A 15,580-nucleotide genomic window follows, 5' to 3' on the forward strand; every position below is an offset into this window, starting at 1 on the left:
CACTGCGCGGTGGCCTCGAGCCCGGCGACTGCCGCTGCCGCCTCGGCGGCCGACGCGGTGGCCGGATCGCCTGCCGCCGCGCGCGCCGCCGCTTCCTGCTCGGCCATCGCAGGACGATTGCGCAGGTGCAGCAGGAATTCCTGGATCAGGCGATCCCACAGTTCGATCGTCGAGCGCAGGTAGCGCTCCGACACGCCGCCCGCGACGACCACGTCCATCTCCAGCGCGAGAAACGGCCCGTGGCTCGCGAGACGCGCGAAGCGCTTGGTCCGGTTCCAGTCCGCGACGAGTTCGGCCGGCAATTCACCCTGCACCTGCAGCACGCACGACAGCGTGTAGTCGATGAACAGCAGCGACGCGGGCGATGCGTCGGGCCCCTGCGGCGCGAGCACGGCGGCCGGGTTGCCGAAGCGCACCGCGAAGCCGATGCCCTGGCTCGCACTCATCAGTTGCACCGCGCCGTTCTGTTCGGCCGCCGTCACGCGGTAGCCCGCGCGGCGCAGCACGTCGGCGAGGCGGTCGGCGCTGATCGCTTCGATCGGCGCATCGTGTGCCGCGCGTTCGTCGCCGGCGTTCGGTTGCTTGTCTTGCATGTCTGTGTTCCCCGTATTCAACAAATCGATCGGTTCGACCCCGGCTGCGGGCCGCGCGCTCACTGCGGGTTCGCCGCAGCGGCCGATGCCGGTGCCGGCGTGGCGGCAACGGGCCGCGCAGCCGGGTCGTACTTGCCCGCATACAGCGCATCGCCGTAGCGTTGCGCAATGTCGTCATACTTCACGCGCGCCGACTGCGCGAACGGCTGACGCGACGAGAACAGCGTGCCGATCCCGACGTGCTCATAGGCGTCGAGAATCTCGTGCCCCACGCGATACAGCTCGGCATTGTGTGCCTGGCAGGTTTTCAGTTGCGTGTCACGCGCCGCCACGTCCTTCTGCAGTTGCGTGTGCTGCGTATCGCGGGCGCGCGACACGGCGAGCAAGTCCTCGTAGGACGACTTGTATTTCGCGAGCGACTTCGCGTCCTGCTCGCGGCCCGCACGCTCCTGCGCGAGCGCGCGCTTCGCGGCCGCTTCGGCGCCCGAGTCGCCGTGCGCGGCCGCCAGTTGCCCCTGCATCGCCTTCAGTTGCGCGAGCGCGTCGTCGCGCTGCTTCTCGGCCGCCACCTTGTCGCTTTGCAACTGCGCCTGGTTGTCCTGCAACTGGCGCAGCTCCTGCACGGTCGAGCGCAACTGGCTGCGCAGCTTGTCCTCGATGCTCTGCGCGTGTGCGCCGCCGGCCGCAAGCAGCAGCGTGCCGGCCACGCTGGCCGCGAACATCGTGCGAGTGATCGTGTTCATCCGCGGCTCCGGTCAGAAGCGAGCATTGAGCTCGATCTGCAGCACGTCGATCGATACCGGCGGCCCGTACACTTCCTTCGAGCTCAGGTAACGGGCCGACACCCACGTGTCCCGTGCGACCGCATACGCGGCGCCGAGCACGTAGCCGCGCGCGTTGGTGCCGCCGAGATGGAAGTCGGGATCGTTGAACGCGTCGAGCACGGCGTCCGGCTGCAGGTACTTGTACGCGATCGAGAAGTTCCACTGGCCCTTCTCGCGCGGCTCCGGCTCGCCGAACGTCGCCTTCGCGAGGAAGCCGTTCGGGCCGCTGCGATAGTCGGCGCGCGTCGCGTTCACCGACGTCGAATCGTAGTTGTTGACCGGCAGCGACGCCGCCGCGAACGCCTTGTTGTCGTTGTACGCGAGGTTGCGCACGTATTCGCCGTCGAGACGCAGCTTGAAGCGATCGGCCACCACCGTGTCCCACTGCGCCTTCAGGTCGAGCAGCCGATAGTTGTAGGCCAGGCCGAAGAGCTGCGGCTGCGGTGTCATCCCCGGCGCGAGATTCGGGTTCTGCACGATGTTGCGCAGCGCGACCAGCGTGTTGCCGCCCTGCATGAATGCCGGCGCCTCGTTGTCGGTGCTGCAGCTCGTCGCGCCCAGATACAGCGCGCACGGCGACGACAGCGTGCCGCGCATGTTCTGGAAGTCGTAGTACGCGACCGCGCCGCGCAGCCGGTTCTTCGCGTCGATCTTCCAGTCGGCACCGAACTGCGCGCCGAACATCCACTTCGTGTCGCTGCCGGCCTTGTCGGTGCTGTTCGACGGGAAGTTCTCGCTCGTGTACTGGATCGGGAACACGCCGAGCGTGCCGAACAGCGTGACGTCCGGATTCCACGGCAGCGCATGGCGCAGGTTCGCGGCGAGGCCGTCCATCATCAGGTCGTCCGAGAACACCAGGTCCGACTTGAAGAACGGATTGTCGAACCGGCCGGCCGTCAGGTTCAGCCACGGCGTCGGCCGGTACGCGAAGAACGCCTTGTTCAGCCAGATGTTCTTCTTCGCGAAGCCGCCGCCCGCGGTGGCCGTGGTCGACACGGGCCCGTTGTCGTTGCCGCTCGCGAGCTGGATGCCGGCGATCATCTCGTCGGACAGCGTCGCCGTCACGCCGAGCCGCGCGCGGTAGCGCAGCAGGTTGTTGCGGTTCTCCCGCGTGTTCTGCGTAGGAATCTGCGTGTTGTTGGTGTTCGAGTTGACGTCGAACCCGCCGCCCTGGTTGATCGCCGCGAAATTCGTCACGCCGTTCGTGTTGCGGCCGCCATAGAAGTGGTACTCGTCACGCACGCGCAGGTCGCCGTCGAGCTTGATGCGCGACACCCAGTCGGGGAACGTGTTCGGTTGCGCCCAGTTCTCGGCCTTCGCCTGCGCGATCACTTCCTGCTTCACCTGGTCGCGGATCTGGTCGCGCACGAGCTGCGGCACGTACGGCACCGCGACATCGCCCGGCTGTGTCGGCGGGTTGACCACACCGCCCGCCACGACCGGTGCGCCCGACGCACGGGCCGCCCTGGCCTGCGTGGCTTCGGTACGCGCCTCGCTGATTAGCTGGTTCGCGTTCTGCTGCGTGAGCACGCCGCGCTTGACAAGCAGGTTGATCAGGTTGATCACCACGCTCTCAGTCGGCGCAGCCTTCCCCGATGCCGCCTGCGCCTCGAGCGACTGCCCGTGCGCGGCGGACGCGCACGCCAGCCCGAGCGTCAGCACCGCCGCACCGACGCGCGACAGGCGCGCGGGCGGCGCGCCGTTGCGGGGCACCCCACCCCGTCCGTTCATCTTCCGAATCATCGAAGCACTCCGAACAATTTTCGTTTCTTTTCCGGCAGCATCCGTGCAACGGCGCTGCCCCATGATTCTTTCGTGATGTCTCGTGGTCGTCGTCATGCCGGCTTGCGTCCCTGGAGCTTGACGAGCACCGGATACGACGTCGCCGGCGGCGGCACTTCATCGACCTTGCCGAGCGCTTCCACCGCCGCGACGACGGCCGTATCGATCTTCGCGTCGCCGGTCGACTGCGCGATCGTCACCTTCGTGATCCGCCCGGCCGAGTCCATCCACAGGTTCAGGCTGCCCGCGAAACGCGCGCCGCCGGCCTCCTGCACGCCCTTGTCCTGCTCGATCGCACGCTGCAGCACGTACACCATGTATTGCGCGTAGCTCGCGTTGCCGAACTTCCCGCCCCCGCCGCTGCCGAGCATGCCGGACCCGTCGCCCGCACCGATGCCGAAGTTGTCGGTGCCCGCCTGCGCATCGGCATTCATCGTCATCTGCTTCGGCTGGTTGTCCGACGGCTTCGGCGCCTCGGACGGCTTCGGTGCGATCGTCGGCCGGTCGACCGGCGTCTTGACCTCTTCCTTCACCTTCTCGGGCGGCGGCTTCTGTTTCGGCGGCGGCGGGGGCGGCGGCAACGGAATCACCGTCGTCACCTGCGGCGCGCTCACGCGCTTCACGCCGGCCGTGTCGCCCGCGAAATGCCAGATCAGCGCGGCCACGCCGGCGAGCACCAGCGCGATCGCGATGGGCTTCACGTAGCGGCCGGGGCCCTTGTCCGGCGGGCCGCCGTTGTAGGTCATTTCCATCGCGTCAGCCGCCCTGCTTCGCCTTGCCGGTCACGAGACCGACCTGCGACAGATCGAGGCGGCGCAACAGGTCGAGCACGTCCATCACCTTCTGGTACTGCACGCCCGCGTCGCCCTTCAACACGATCGGAAACTCCGGATTGGTCGCCTTCTCGGTGCGCAGCCGGCTCTCGAGTTCGTCCATCGTCACCGGGTACGCGTCGAGGAACACCTGCCCCGAATCGGCCACCGTGATCGCCTTCGTCTTCGGCTTCGCGAGGCTCGCTGACGAGCTCGCCTTCGGCAGATCGACCTTGATGCCCTGCACCGACGCGGTCGTCATGATGATGAAGATGATCAGCAGCACGTACGCGAGGTCGAGCATCGGCGTGATGTTGATGTCGTCGTACGGCTTGTCGTCGTCCTGAACCTGCATGGTGGTCTCCTGCGTGCGTCAGTCGGCCAGCACCGCGTGATCCGGCGCGCGGTGCGCTTCGGCGAGGCGCGTGACGAATTCGTCGACGAACACCTGCATGTTCGCGGTCACGTTCTTGTTGCGGATCAGCAGGTAGTTGTAGCCAAACAGCGCGGGAATCGCGACGAACAGGCCCGTGACCGTCGCGAGCAGCGCGGCCGCGATACCCGGCGCGATCGCGTTCACGTTCACGTCGCCGGCCGCCGCGATCGCCGCGAACGTGATCATCACGCCGACCACCGTGCCCAGCAGCCCGAGGAACGGGCCACCCGAAATCGCGATCGTCAGCAGCACCATCGACTTCGACAGCCGCTGGTTTTCACGCACGAGCGTCGCGTCCATCGACGCGCGGATCGCCTCGATCGATTCGGACGTGATCACCGTGCGGCCGTTGTTGTCCACGCGGCTGTGGATTTCATGCACGCCGGCCTTGTACAGCCGGTACAGCGACGACTGGTACAGCCGGCGGCCGTCGGCGCTCGCTTCGTCGACATGCGCGAGGCCGACCAGATGACGCCCGGCCACTTCGCGGAAACGCTGCACGAAATACTGGTTGGCCTTGTCGACGGTGCCGACGTAGCGCGCCTTCGTCCACATCACGATCCACGACACAAGCGCCATGCCGAGCAGGATCGTGATCACGACCCACGCGTCGACGGTCACCGACTGCACGATCACGCCGAAGTAGCCGAAGCCGAAGCCCGACTGCTTTTCATCGGCGCCGTACGCGACGAGCTTCGATTCCGAACCCTGCGCGAGCGCGTCGACCGCGATCGCGGCCGGCGAGCGCGCGATCTTCGACAGACGCAGTTCGTCGAGCGCGCCCGCATACGCGGCGAACCCGGCCGGTGCACCGGCAGTGTCCGCACCGACCGTCGCCGCGCCGTTCAGCGCAGGCAGCGTCGCTGCGACCTGCGCGGCCTGCTTGCCGTTCACGTACACGGTCAGGCTCTTGCCGTCGGCCGTGACGGCGAGATGGGTCCACAGGTTCGCGGCGACCGGCGGGGCAGCCGGCGTACGCACCGGCGCAGGATTATTGGCCGCGCCATCGACTTCCGCGAACGGCACGCCGTTGTCGAGGCCGATCAGCAGTGCGTTCGCACCGTCGCGATGGCTGTACAGCAGCGTGTTCGCCGCCAGCGCAGACGGCTTCACCCACGCGCTGAACGTGAAGCTGCCGCCTGCCGGCACATTCAGCGACGCGCTCGCCGGCAGCGTCAGCGACCCCGTGCCGTCGAACCGCGCACCCTTGCCGACGATGCCGTCCTCGACCGTGCGGAACGACGCGTTCTGCGCGTTGTTGCCGTACGCCGTCGCATCCTTCGGCGGGGCGCCCGCCGCGCCGTTGAAGTGATAAACGAGCGTGTAGTCGGCATCGAACGTCTCGGCCGGCTTGCTGCCGTCCGGCGCCTTCTTGTTGCCGTAGTACATCCAGATCGACTCCGCGGCACCGGCCGGCATCTTCGGGATGTCCACCCAGATCAGCGCGACGCCGAGCACCGGATCGTATTGTTCGACGTGGTAGTTCAGCGGTGTCTTGTCGTCGGCGGCGACGAAGCGGATATCCGCGCCGTTGTCGGCCAGCCCGTCGAACTGGAAGTTGCCCGAGTGCAGGCGGATCAACAGCGGCACGCGGCCGGCCGATTCCGCGAGGTTCGCGCCTTTCGCGCTCGCGTCGATCGTGATCGCCTTCCGGTACGACCAGTCGTTCTGCCACCATGCATTCGCGATGCCGGGCAGCACGCCGAGCATCACCGCCAACAGGAAAAACAAGACTCGCTTCACGATCCACTCCCCGAATGTGCGGGCGCCGCGCTCGTCGCATCGCCCCGGCACGATCAAAAAAAACCGTCAGAAACCCAGCCTTACGTAGAAATCGAATCGCGGGCTGTACTGCCGCGTATAGACGCCCGCCTTCAACGGCCACCCGGCCTCGAAATCCGCGCTCGCATACTTCATGATCTGCACGCGTGTGCCGACGCCGACACTCATCAGGTTGAAACGCGACGTCTGCTCCGGCAGCGGGCTCAGCAGCCACAGGTGCGCCGCGTCGAAGAACGCGTGGAAGCGCCATTCGTTCACGCGGCTGCCGACCGCCCCGCCGAGCCACTTCGCGAGCGACGGGCTGCGCAGCTCGACCGATGCGATCACGCCGCTGTCGGCCGTGTCCTCGGCCTGCATGTAGCCGCGCACGCTGTTCATCCCGCCCGCGGCGAACTGCTCGCTCGACACGAGCGGCGAGTTCGAGATCTGCGCGTTCACGTGCGCGTTCGCCTGCATGTCGTTCGCAAAGCGTTGCGTGTGGTTGACGTCGAACTTGCCGTACACGAAATCGGGCGTCGCGTTGTAGCGCTTGTTGTCCCACGCGGCCCAGTCGCTGCCGACGCCGCGGAGGTTGGTCGTCACCGATGCGGCGAACGACGTCTGTGAATTCTTCAGGCTCAGCTGCCCGTTGTACGACAGCGTCACCGGCACGTACGTCAGCGGCGCCGTCGAGCTCGGCTGGCCCGGCATCGACACGTTTTCGTCGAAGTGCTTGCGGTCGATCTCGATGCTGACCGAGTGCGCGTAGGTTTCCGACGCCGGCAGCGAATAGATCGCGGTGAAGCCGTACGTGGTGCCCTTGCCGAGCACGTTGGTGCTCGCGACCGACGCGACGTTGCTGTCCGAATGCACGACCGTCGCGAGGAAGCTCCAGTGCGAATCCTTGATCGGCGCGAGATACGAGAACGCGTAGACGCGCGCATCGTTCGGATGCTGCGGCGCGAGCACGTAGGTGCCGGAAATCACGTGGCCGAGCTGCCAGAGATTCGAATAGCTGAGGTTCGCGGTCGTGCGCAGCGTCGACGTGCCGGGGCTGTTGTCGTTGTTCAGTTCGAGCGAGCCATGCAGCGGGCTGTGATCGTCGACCTTCAGGTCGACGTCGACCGTCTGCGGCAGCGCGCCCGGCTTGAGGATCGGAATCACCTGCCGGTCCGCCGAGCGGTTCAGGTCGGTGAGCTGTTGCTGCGCCTGGTTGAAATCGGGCACCTGGCCTTCGGCCAGCGCGGGCACCGCATCGCGGATGTTCTGCGGCGAGTTGTATTTCGCGCCGTCGACCCGCAAGCGGCCGACCTTCGCCTCGGTCACCTGCAGCAGGATCACGCCGTTCTTCACCTGCTGCTGCGGCAGCTCGACGACGACCGACTGGTAGCCGCGATCCTGGTACACCTTCTGCAACGCATCACGTGCCGCGTTCACGTCGGCGAGCGTGCGGCCCGGCCCTTCAAACGGATACACGGCCTTCTCGATCTCGAGCGTCGGCAACGTCGTGTTGCCGCGCACCACGAAGGCATTCACGTCGAACGACTGAGGCGCGGCCGGTGCCGCCTTCGCAGCCGGCGCGGCTTCCTGCGCATGAACGCCCGGCGCGAGGCCCAGCCCTCCGGCCAGCACGACACCGGCCAGGCATCGGCAGTTAAGCCGCCATCGTTCACGTGACTTGCGGTCTACTCTCGGCGGCATGCGCCATTCCCCTTTGTTGTTCCGGATCGCAACGAAGCACACCGCACCAGCCGTTCGCTCCGCTATCAAATGCCTGTTTCACTTTGATGACTATTTATTCGTCATCCTTAGCATAATCTTCGCAATGCCATTTCCGTTTTCCGAGCCGAATTTAGCCGTGACGCATCTGTGCCGCCCGTGCATCGACCGGACAATCGAACTGCGCACACGCGAACTGCATCAGCGTATCGACGCACATCGCAAGCGACGCACGACCCGTATCGATCTCGAGGTCGGCTGCCACCGGCGGTTCGTACGGCGCCGAAACACCCGTGAATTCCGGCAGCGCACCGCACCGCGCCTTCGCATACAGTCCCTTCGGATCCCGCGCCTCGCAGCAGGCCAGCGCCGTGCTCACATACACTTCACGGAATGCCGGTCCCACGATCGCTCTCGCTTCGTCGCGCATCGCCGCAAGCGGTGAAATGACCGCGACAATCGCAAGCGCGCCGGATTCGCTCAACAATGCCGCGACTTCGGCAATGCGCCGCACGTTCTCGAAACGATCATGCACCGTAAAACCGAGATCCCGATTCAGCCCGGTCCGCAGCCGATCGCCGTCAAGCACCACCGAATTCGCGCATCGGTCGCGCAGTTGCGCGGCCACCGCATCGGCCAGCGTCGTCTTGCCTGCGCCCGACAGCCCCGTGAGCCACAGCACCCCGCCGGCCCGCTGCGGCGAGCCCCCCCACCCTGCGTGAGCCCCGTCTACCGATAAGGACGAAACGACGCCGGAAAACCCGCAACGTTCGATCTTCATCACGCCCGCTCCCCCGTGTTCGCGGGTTCGTCGTCCTCGCGCGGACGCGTCTGCCAGAAGCCGCCCTGCATCGTCACGATCGACGGTGTCTCGGCCCATTGATGCGGGCTCAGGATTTCGGCACGCCGCACGTTCGGGAGCACCTGCACGTCGAAGATCTCGTCGACGCCGTTGAAGAACTGAAGGATGCCGAGCACGTCGCCGGTGTTCGCGTCGAGCGCGGCAACCCCCGCGACCAGCACATCCGATTCGCTTTCGATCGGCAACCCCTGCGGGCCGCGTTTGTCGCGCAGCTTCGATAGCCCGACGAACAACACGCCACCGTACTCGGCGAGACCGTGCGTAAACCCCGGCAGCTTCGCGAGCACACGCCGTGCGCCGGACTGCGGATCGATCTGCAGCACGTGGCCGCGGCCGCCTTCGAGCACATGCAGCCGGCCGCCGATCACGCGCGGCGAATGCGGCATCGACAGCCCCGATGCGACGACCCGGCCGGACGGCACCTCCATCACGATGCCGCTGTTTGCCATCCCGCTCCGCCAGCCGAACGGCTCGTTGCTCATGCCGAGCGCTGTTGCGAACCGAACCTTGCCATCGGCGAACGCCATGCCGTTCAGGTGGCAGCGATCGTCCGGCGCGGTTTCCGTCACGAACGGCGGCTGCCAGATCGGCGTGAAATTGAAATAGCCGTCGATCACGCTGATGCATGAATAACGTGTGTTGACCGCGAGCAGGACGTGCTTGTCGAACGCCATGTCGTGCAGGTCGAGATCGCCGGTGTAGTAGGACATGCGCGGCACGAACATCGCGTCGTAGCGATCCGGGCGAGCCGGATAGCGCGGCGCGAGCGTCGACACATTCGCGAACACCATCAGCTCGTGCATCGTCGCGACCGCAAGCCGGTTGCCCGACACGGCCATCCCCATCGAGCGCGGCAACAGACACGCTGACAGTGTGGGAACGCCGTCGTCAACGCCGATCACGGCTACGCCTGACGGGCGGCGGCTCACGGCCAGCGAGCACTTGAGCGCCTCGAGCACCTGCAGGAAGCGCCCAGTGTCGCGCAGGTTGATGACCGGCGACAGCGCTTCCGCTTGCCGTGCCGACACGTCGTCAGATGGCGTGCCGCTATCGCCGGCCGGCCGGGTTTCCTCGAACTGTTCCACTGTCATGCACCTGTCGGCTTCACGCCGCCTGATGAGAAAAAATGCGCATGTCCGCGTGCTCCCGCGCGCCGCCACGACGCATGTGCGCCGGTCGCGAACGGGGCCGCGTACGGCGCACCAAGTCGCAGCTCCCACCTACCTAGACGGAACGAAGCGCGCATTGCCGCAATGTTTTTTTGGCGTGGCGTCGATCGATCCGCCTGCACGGGCAAACGATCGACGCAAGCGGGCGGCAATGCGTGCGCAGCCGCCCCTCGCGCAAGACGTGCGAGATGCGGCGCATGACCTTGCGTGGCCCCCGTTTCGTGTACGTGTCGTCGCCTGGCCGACGTGCGGCGCTCGGCGTCCGCCGTTGCGCGCGGACGGCCGGCAAACGTGTCGCCATCTGGCCGGCCGACGCGCAAAAAGCGCGCCGTGCCAGCGAGCGGCCCGACAATCCTCGGGTTTCAACCGGGAAGTTTTTGTGACATTCCGCTGAAGATATTCACGAAACGCTCGCGAAGCGCGGCAAGCGAACGTCGAGACCGTTTACGCGGCACGGCGGAGTCGCGATGCGCAGCGCGGCAAAACGCCGGTACGCACGAAATCCTGCGGCTTGCGGCTGCCCGCTTCGTCCTAGCTATTGAGAACGGAACACGTCAACGACAGGACCCTCCATGTCATTCGCCACGATGCTCGTACGGTGGCTTGCCGGGCGATTGTCCGGCGCCGCCGGAATGCCGGGCCGGCCGCTTCCGCATGCCGCTCATGCCGCGCTGATCCCGCCGCTGCGCTGGCGCGCGCCGTGGCTCGCGTGGCAGCTGCTGTCATGGTCCGTACTCACGCTGCTCGCGCCGCCGATCTGGATGATCGGCACGCTGCTGCTGATCAATCCGTCGAGCGATCAGCCACTGTTCTGGGGGCTCGCGATGGCGATCGTGCCCATCGCAAACGGGGTCGCGATCGTCGCGACGAACCAGCGGCATCACCGCATGCCGTTCACGCGGCGTCCGGCGGTCGCGGCGCACATGTTCGGCATCGCGATGGCCGTCGGCTGCGCGCTGTTCGTGCTGCTGCTGTGGCGTACGCACGCGATCGCCAGCCTGGTCGGCCCGCTTGCAAACGACGGCATGCGTCCCGCGACGCTCGCATGCTGGGTCGCGGGGCTCGCCGCGCTGTTCGGCGTCACGTCATCTGCGCATGCGAGCATCGCGCATGCGTGGCTGGCGTTCGAGGTGTGAGCGCACCGCGCCGACAGACACTGCGGAGGCACGTGGATGCATCGATACGGGACAGGAAGAACGGCGCGCGCACGACGCGAAAGCGGCATCGCAATCGTGACGGTGCTGCTCGTCGTCGCGCTGGCGGCCACGCTTGCCGCCAGCGTGCTGTGGCGCCAGCAGGTCGCGACGCGCGACGTCGAGAACCAGCGGCTCGCGACGCAGACGATGTGGATCGAGCGCGCCGCGGTCGAGTGGGCACGCGCGACGCTGCGCGCGCAAAGCGCGACGTCGAACGTCACGTTCGTCGGCCAGCCATGGTCGGCACCGGTCGCCGACGTACCGCTCTCGGACCTGCTGCCGTCCGACGCGCTGGCGGTCAACGCCGAGCTGTCGCGCGCGTGGATCTCCGGCAGCGTCGAGGACGCGCAGGCCCGCTTCAACCTGACGAACCTCGTATCGCGCGCCGCGCCCGGCAAGCCGTGGCAGTCCAGCGGCGAAGGCGTGCTGGCGTACCGGCGCCTGCTCGGCCAGCTGTCGCTCGATCCCGCGCTCGCGCAATCGACGGCCGACTACATGCTGCGCTCGCTGCGCGACGCGAACGGCCCGGACGGCTGGCCGCTGCAGCTCATGTCCGTCGACGATCTCGCGCGCATTCCCGGCTACGACGCGCGTACGATCGAAGCAATCGCGCCATTCGTGACGATCCTGCCCGACCTGACCGTCGTCAACGCGAACACCGCGGCCGAACCCGTGCTCGTCGCCGCGATTCCGACGCTGTCGCAGAGTCAGGCCAAGCGGCTCGTCGACCGGCGCGCGACGGCCTATTTCGTCAGTACCGGCGACATCGCCGAATACTTGCTGCCGGCGCAGGGCGGCAACCCGACGCTGCCTGACGGCTCGGCCGTCGGCGTGAACAGCGGCTATTTCATCGTGCATTGCCGCGTGCATTCGGCGCGGATCAACACGCGTATCGACACGCTGATCGCGCGCTACGGCAGCGGCAATTTCGCGTGGACGTCGGTCGTCTGGGTACGGCGGCTCACGAGTTGAAGCCGACGGGCTGGCCTCAATGCGTACACGGGCCGACGGGCTTCATGTCGGTCTGGTCGATACCCTGCATCGTCCACAGACCGGATCCGTGGTCGCGTTCAAGACGCAGTTGCTGAATCGGGCAAACGCCTCGGACGACGTGAATCGGCATGCCGTTCACGAAACGGCCTTTGACGAGCGCATCCATACCGTACAAACGATCGTCGGCCCGCATGAATGCGGACTCCCCGGATACCGGACCGGGCCGGAGCGGAACGCTAGACCTGCGACAACTCGCCCAACTCGACCGCACGCCCCCCCTGCGGCGTCACCGCCGCATCGAACGACAGCCGCGAGAAACTGGTCTCGCGCACTTCGCCGAGCAGCCGGTTCCAGTCGTCGATCGACACGAGCAGCGCGATCGGCCGGTTGTACTTGGTCACCATCACGAGCGCCTCGCCCGCATGTCGCAGCGCCTTCGACGGATTGCTGCTGAAGTCGCGCGTCGCCATCGCGATCGTGCGCAGGCTGAACACGTTCGCGGCCGGATCGTCGCCGTCGTCGTGCATCAGGCGCTCGAGCGTCGCTGCGCGCAGCAACGCCTGCGACTTCGCGGACAGCCGGTTGTCGCGGCGCCGACGCCGCTCACTGCGCGGGTCGACGTGCACGGCGAGCATCCGCACGATCTGGCCGAGCGTCGTCGCGGGCAACTGGTCGTATCGCTGCCACCAATCCGGCGGCAGCGCGATCATCATGCCCGCATAGGTGGCCGTCACGCCGTCGGCGATCAGTGACGGCAGGCGGTCGACGTCACGCACATCGAGATCGAGCGCAGCGCCGACGACGCGTGTCATCACGCTGAACGTGTTGTATGCGAACGCGGCGATCCCGCTCGCAAGCAGTGCCGCGCGTGCGGGCACGGCGCCGAACGGCGCGCCGCCCGTGACGAGGTCAAGCGCCAGTGGCATCGCATCGCGCCAGCGCCGGCACGACAGCGCCACGACCTGCGGCGCGTCGAAACGCTCGGCCGGTAGATCGGTCAACAGCGTGACGATTTCGCCGGGCGCCTCGGCGCTGTGCCATTCGATTCGCCGAAACGCGCCCGACACGCCGCCTTGGCCGGCCATCCCGACGGATTGTTCGCGAACGCGCCCGTTGTCGAACACGCCGCCCTCCTGCCAGTCGTCAAGCGGCCGGCACGCGGCCGAGCGGCCGTATTCACGCATCACGAACGCGCCGCCGCGACGCGGCCATCCAGAAAGGAGCGCGTCCGTATCGAAGCGCCCGTCGACGATCCACAGCTCGCCGGGCCGGACCGTTTCAAGCAGCGCGCCGACGAATGCACGCTCGTGCGTCCGGCCCCGCTCGCACGGCAGCAGGTCGACGATCATCCCGAGATCCGGATCGTAAACCGGCAGGACGCGCGCACCGCCCGCCGCCGCATCGCGCGCGGGGTCATCGCACGCGCGCCCGCAGTCGCATCCGTCGGCCCGTGGCGCGCAGGCCTCGCCGGTACCGTCCAGCACGCGCAGCCGCATCCCGTCGACTGCACGCTCACCGTCGACGTTTCGCACCGACACGACCGGCAGCAGCAGTTCGACGCTGTCCTTTGCCAGCGCGCGCCCCCAGCCGGACCGCCACCGACTCATGCAGTCGTGCAATCCCGCCACGGCCGCGCCAAACCCCGGCGCAGCCGCCACGGCGGCATCCGGCGTCCGCTGCCACGCGGCAATCGACGCGAGCGCGTCGACGGCGACGGCGAACAGCGCCTCGCGGATCGACTCGCCATCGGGCTCCTCGCCGGCGTCCGCCGCAGCACCGACCCAGTCGTCGTGCAGCGCGCATTGCAGCACGAGCCGCGCCATGATCGTCATCGGGCTCTGCTCGACAAAGCGTTCCACGATCGTGCGCATCATCGGGTTACCCCACACTGTCTGGTTGAGCGCGCGGGCCGCCGGGACGGCATGCGCACGCGTGCGTCGCGCCCCGTCCGCACTTGACGGAGCGCTGTCGACGCCGCAGCATCGTGGGCGACCGGACCCGCGCGACGGCGCGCCGCCGCGGCGGTCCGCCCGCAATCGATGCACGAGGCACCGGCATGTACGTAGATCCCCGCGTGGCCCATGGCCGCGCCCGGTTCGACCTGAGCGGCTCTCCGCGGCTCGTCGCCGACGAGCGTCGCTGGGAAATCAGCGACGTGGTCACGCGCGGCCTCGACGACTTCACAGGCGTGCGCAACCGCCGCAACCTGATGCGGCTGCTCGAACGCCAGATCGCGCCGAAGCTCGCGCGCCTCGGGCTCGAGCCGTTCGTCGGCGCGCTCGGTCATGCAGAAGGGTTGTTCGTCAACTTCTCGACGATGAGCGCCGAGCATGGCCTGCGCGAATTCCAGCTTCAACTGACCGTGCCCGACCTCGTGCTGCGCAGCTTCGCGTCGAACGTGATCCGGCCGCATGCGGTCGCGCGCTGCATGCAGCGCAACGGCGTGATGTCGCTGGCGGAAATCGAGCATGAATCGCGCATCGCGTTCGTCGCGGCACGCGTGATGCGCTCGCTCGCCCTCGCGGAAGGCTGGCAGCAGATCGGCGTGCCGACGCCGCACGGGCTGTTCGTCGGTACGCTGACCGATGCGCGCGATGTCGCGATGAACACCTATTTCCGGCCCGGCGACAACGACCGTCCGTCGCGCTGGAGCGGCTTCTCGGCCCTCTTCTCGACGATGCCGGACTGGCGCCCGGAACAGGTCCGGCACGGCGGCGAACTGCTGCAATGGATGGTCAACCATATCGTGGCCCTGCAAGAATCCGCACCGTTCGTCGAACGCTTTCCCTTTCTGCGCGAGCCGCTGCACGATGCCGGCGATCCGCTCGACGCCGCCTGGCACGGCGCACGCGCCGGCCTGCAGCCCGGGCCGCCCTCCTGAATCCCGAGTCGTAAATCCGGGCTTGCGTGACGCGGCCGGCACGTACTCGGCCACGCCCGCCACCATGCGTGAGCGGTGATCCGGAAGCCCATTCAGACCTCCGTTCCCCGGTCTCCGCTTTACAGCCCCTCTGTACAGCCCCCTCGCTCTCTCATATACAAGGTCGAAGCGGGCCCGCCTAACCCGCATACTTTCTTTCAGCACGCGCGTGCCACGGCGCAAATGCGAATGCGCACCACACCAGTGCGCACGACAAGCCGCCGTATCAATGCGTACGCGTCGACCCGCCAGGCGCCTGGCGGCCGACTGCCTCCAGCACGGCCCACATCCAGATCAGCTCGCGAACCGTGCGCGCATGCTCGTCGCTCTGCGCACGCCAGCGCGCGAAGGCGTCGAGTTCCTGTTCCGTCGTGTCGCCGGCGCGCAACCACAGCAGCCAGCGCACGGCGCCCTCGCGGATCGCATCGGCGCGCGTAGTCGCGTCGCCGGGATCCGACTCCCGTTGCGATTCGTTCATGATCACGCCACCGCCCGAAGCTCCCTCGACACACC

General features: G+C 67.4%; 15 protein-coding genes. 3 read left to right on the top strand and 12 right to left on the bottom strand.

Features of this window, described 5'->3' with window-relative positions; all coding sequences use genetic code 11:
- The 9 genes from BDO18943_RS30890 to BDO18943_RS30930 form a co-directional block, all read right to left on the bottom strand.
- On the bottom strand, window positions 1-593 hold a 593-nt coding region (locus BDO18943_RS30890), incomplete at its 3' end, for a YbjN domain-containing protein (RefSeq protein WP_175025259.1).
- A 59-nt stretch (window positions 594-652) separates the two neighbouring features.
- A complete protein-coding gene (locus tag BDO18943_RS30895; protein ID WP_089452510.1) occupies window positions 653-1,336 on the bottom strand; it encodes a hypothetical protein in 684 nt (227 codons plus the stop codon).
- Between the two features lie 12 nt (window positions 1,337-1,348).
- Entirely contained in the window at window positions 1,349-3,160 is a 1,812-nt protein-coding gene (locus BDO18943_RS30900; RefSeq protein WP_175025260.1) for a putative porin, read from the bottom strand.
- 92 nt (window positions 3,161-3,252) lie between these two features.
- Window positions 3,253-3,951 carry an energy transducer TonB family protein gene (locus tag BDO18943_RS30905; RefSeq protein ID WP_175025261.1) on the bottom strand — a complete coding sequence of 233 codons (699 nt, stop codon included), beginning with the start codon at window positions 3,949-3,951 and terminating at the stop codon, window positions 3,253-3,255.
- Window positions 3,952-3,955: 4 nt separating this feature from the next.
- Complete coding sequence (locus BDO18943_RS30910; protein ID WP_043177386.1) at window positions 3,956-4,366, bottom strand: ExbD/TolR family protein; 411 nt, start codon at window positions 4,364-4,366, stop codon at window positions 3,956-3,958.
- Between the two features lie 18 nt (window positions 4,367-4,384).
- On the bottom strand, window positions 4,385-6,190 hold the full coding sequence (locus BDO18943_RS30915; protein ID WP_175025262.1) for a DUF2341 domain-containing protein: 1,806 nt from the start codon (window positions 6,188-6,190) through the stop codon (window positions 4,385-4,387).
- A 66-nt stretch (window positions 6,191-6,256) separates the two neighbouring features.
- Entirely contained in the window at window positions 6,257-7,909 is a 1,653-nt protein-coding gene (locus tag BDO18943_RS30920) for a ShlB/FhaC/HecB family hemolysin secretion/activation protein (RefSeq protein WP_235996231.1), read from the bottom strand.
- A gap of 151 nt (window positions 7,910-8,060) precedes the next feature.
- A complete protein-coding gene (gene cysC, locus BDO18943_RS30925) occupies window positions 8,061-8,711 on the bottom strand; it encodes an adenylyl-sulfate kinase (protein WP_175025263.1) in 651 nt (216 codons plus the stop codon).
- Window positions 8,708-9,880 (bottom strand): TIGR03032 family protein, encoded by a 1,173-nt coding sequence (locus tag BDO18943_RS30930; protein WP_175025264.1) that lies wholly within the window; start codon window positions 9,878-9,880, stop codon window positions 8,708-8,710. The genes cysC and BDO18943_RS30930 overlap by 4 nt, the downstream gene beginning before the upstream one ends.
- Before the next feature lie 650 nt (window positions 9,881-10,530).
- On the opposite strand from BDO18943_RS30930, the gene BDO18943_RS30935 reads away from it, so the two are divergent.
- The gene (locus tag BDO18943_RS30935) at window positions 10,531-11,094 is read left to right on the top strand and encodes a hypothetical protein (protein WP_175025265.1); all 564 of its coding nucleotides are present in this window, start codon (window positions 10,531-10,533) and stop codon (window positions 11,092-11,094) included.
- A gap of 36 nt (window positions 11,095-11,130) precedes the next feature.
- On the top strand, window positions 11,131-12,126 hold the full coding sequence (gene gspK, locus BDO18943_RS30940) for a type II secretion system minor pseudopilin GspK (protein ID WP_175025266.1): 996 nt from the start codon (window positions 11,131-11,133) through the stop codon (window positions 12,124-12,126).
- Window positions 12,127-12,142: 16 nt separating this feature from the next.
- On the opposite strand, the gene BDO18943_RS30945 is transcribed toward gspK, so the two are convergent.
- Window positions 12,143-12,340, bottom strand: a complete 198-nt coding sequence (locus BDO18943_RS30945) for a hypothetical protein (protein WP_175025267.1) — start codon at window positions 12,338-12,340, stop codon at window positions 12,143-12,145.
- Window positions 12,341-12,383: 43 nt separating this feature from the next.
- Window positions 12,384-14,021 (bottom strand): transposase, encoded by a 1,638-nt coding sequence (locus tag BDO18943_RS30950; protein WP_175025268.1) that lies wholly within the window; start codon window positions 14,019-14,021, stop codon window positions 12,384-12,386.
- 182 nt (window positions 14,022-14,203) lie between these two features.
- Between BDO18943_RS30950 and BDO18943_RS30955 the strand changes: the two genes are divergently transcribed.
- On the top strand, window positions 14,204-15,028 hold the full coding sequence (locus BDO18943_RS30955) for a hypothetical protein (RefSeq protein ID WP_175025269.1): 825 nt from the start codon (window positions 14,204-14,206) through the stop codon (window positions 15,026-15,028).
- A gap of 265 nt (window positions 15,029-15,293) precedes the next feature.
- On the opposite strand, the gene BDO18943_RS30960 is transcribed toward BDO18943_RS30955, so the two are convergent.
- A complete protein-coding gene (locus tag BDO18943_RS30960) occupies window positions 15,294-15,545 on the bottom strand; it encodes a FecR/PupR family sigma factor regulator (RefSeq protein WP_175025270.1) in 252 nt (83 codons plus the stop codon).
- Window positions 15,546-15,580: the final 35 nt, after the last annotated feature.

The sequence above is a fragment of the Burkholderia aenigmatica genome (genome assembly GCF_902499175.1).
Classification (GTDB): domain Bacteria; phylum Pseudomonadota; class Gammaproteobacteria; order Burkholderiales; family Burkholderiaceae; genus Burkholderia; species Burkholderia aenigmatica.

Bases quoted from the DNA above. Each gene is read 5' to 3' on its own strand.
- BDO18943_RS30895 (WP_089452510.1), bottom strand. From the start codon at position 1,336: ATGAACACGATCACTCGCACGATGTTCGCGGCCAGCGTGGCCGGCACG.
- BDO18943_RS30900 (WP_175025260.1), bottom strand. From the start codon at position 3,160: ATGATTCGGAAGATGAACGGACGGGGTGGGGTGCCCCGCAACGGCGCG.
- BDO18943_RS30905 (WP_175025261.1), bottom strand. From the start codon at position 3,951: ATGGAAATGACCTACAACGGCGGCCCGCCGGACAAGGGCCCCGGCCGC.
- BDO18943_RS30910 (WP_043177386.1), bottom strand. From the start codon at position 4,366: ATGCAGGTTCAGGACGACGACAAGCCGTACGACGACATCAACATCACG.
- BDO18943_RS30920 (WP_235996231.1), bottom strand. From the start codon at position 7,909: ATGCCGCCGAGAGTAGACCGCAAGTCACGTGAACGATGGCGGCTTAAC.
- BDO18943_RS30930 (WP_175025264.1), bottom strand. From the start codon at position 9,880: ATGACAGTGGAACAGTTCGAGGAAACCCGGCCGGCCGGCGATAGCGGC.
- BDO18943_RS30935 (WP_175025265.1), top strand. From the start codon at position 10,531: ATGTCATTCGCCACGATGCTCGTACGGTGGCTTGCCGGGCGATTGTCC.
- gspK (WP_175025266.1), top strand. From the start codon at position 11,131: ATGCATCGATACGGGACAGGAAGAACGGCGCGCGCACGACGCGAAAGC.
- BDO18943_RS30945 (WP_175025267.1), bottom strand. From the start codon at position 12,340: ATGCGGGCCGACGATCGTTTGTACGGTATGGATGCGCTCGTCAAAGGC.
- BDO18943_RS30950 (WP_175025268.1), bottom strand. From the start codon at position 14,021: ATGATGCGCACGATCGTGGAACGCTTTGTCGAGCAGAGCCCGATGACG.
- BDO18943_RS30955 (WP_175025269.1), top strand. From the start codon at position 14,204: ATGTACGTAGATCCCCGCGTGGCCCATGGCCGCGCCCGGTTCGACCTG.
- BDO18943_RS30960 (WP_175025270.1), bottom strand. From the start codon at position 15,545: ATGAACGAATCGCAACGGGAGTCGGATCCCGGCGACGCGACTACGCGC.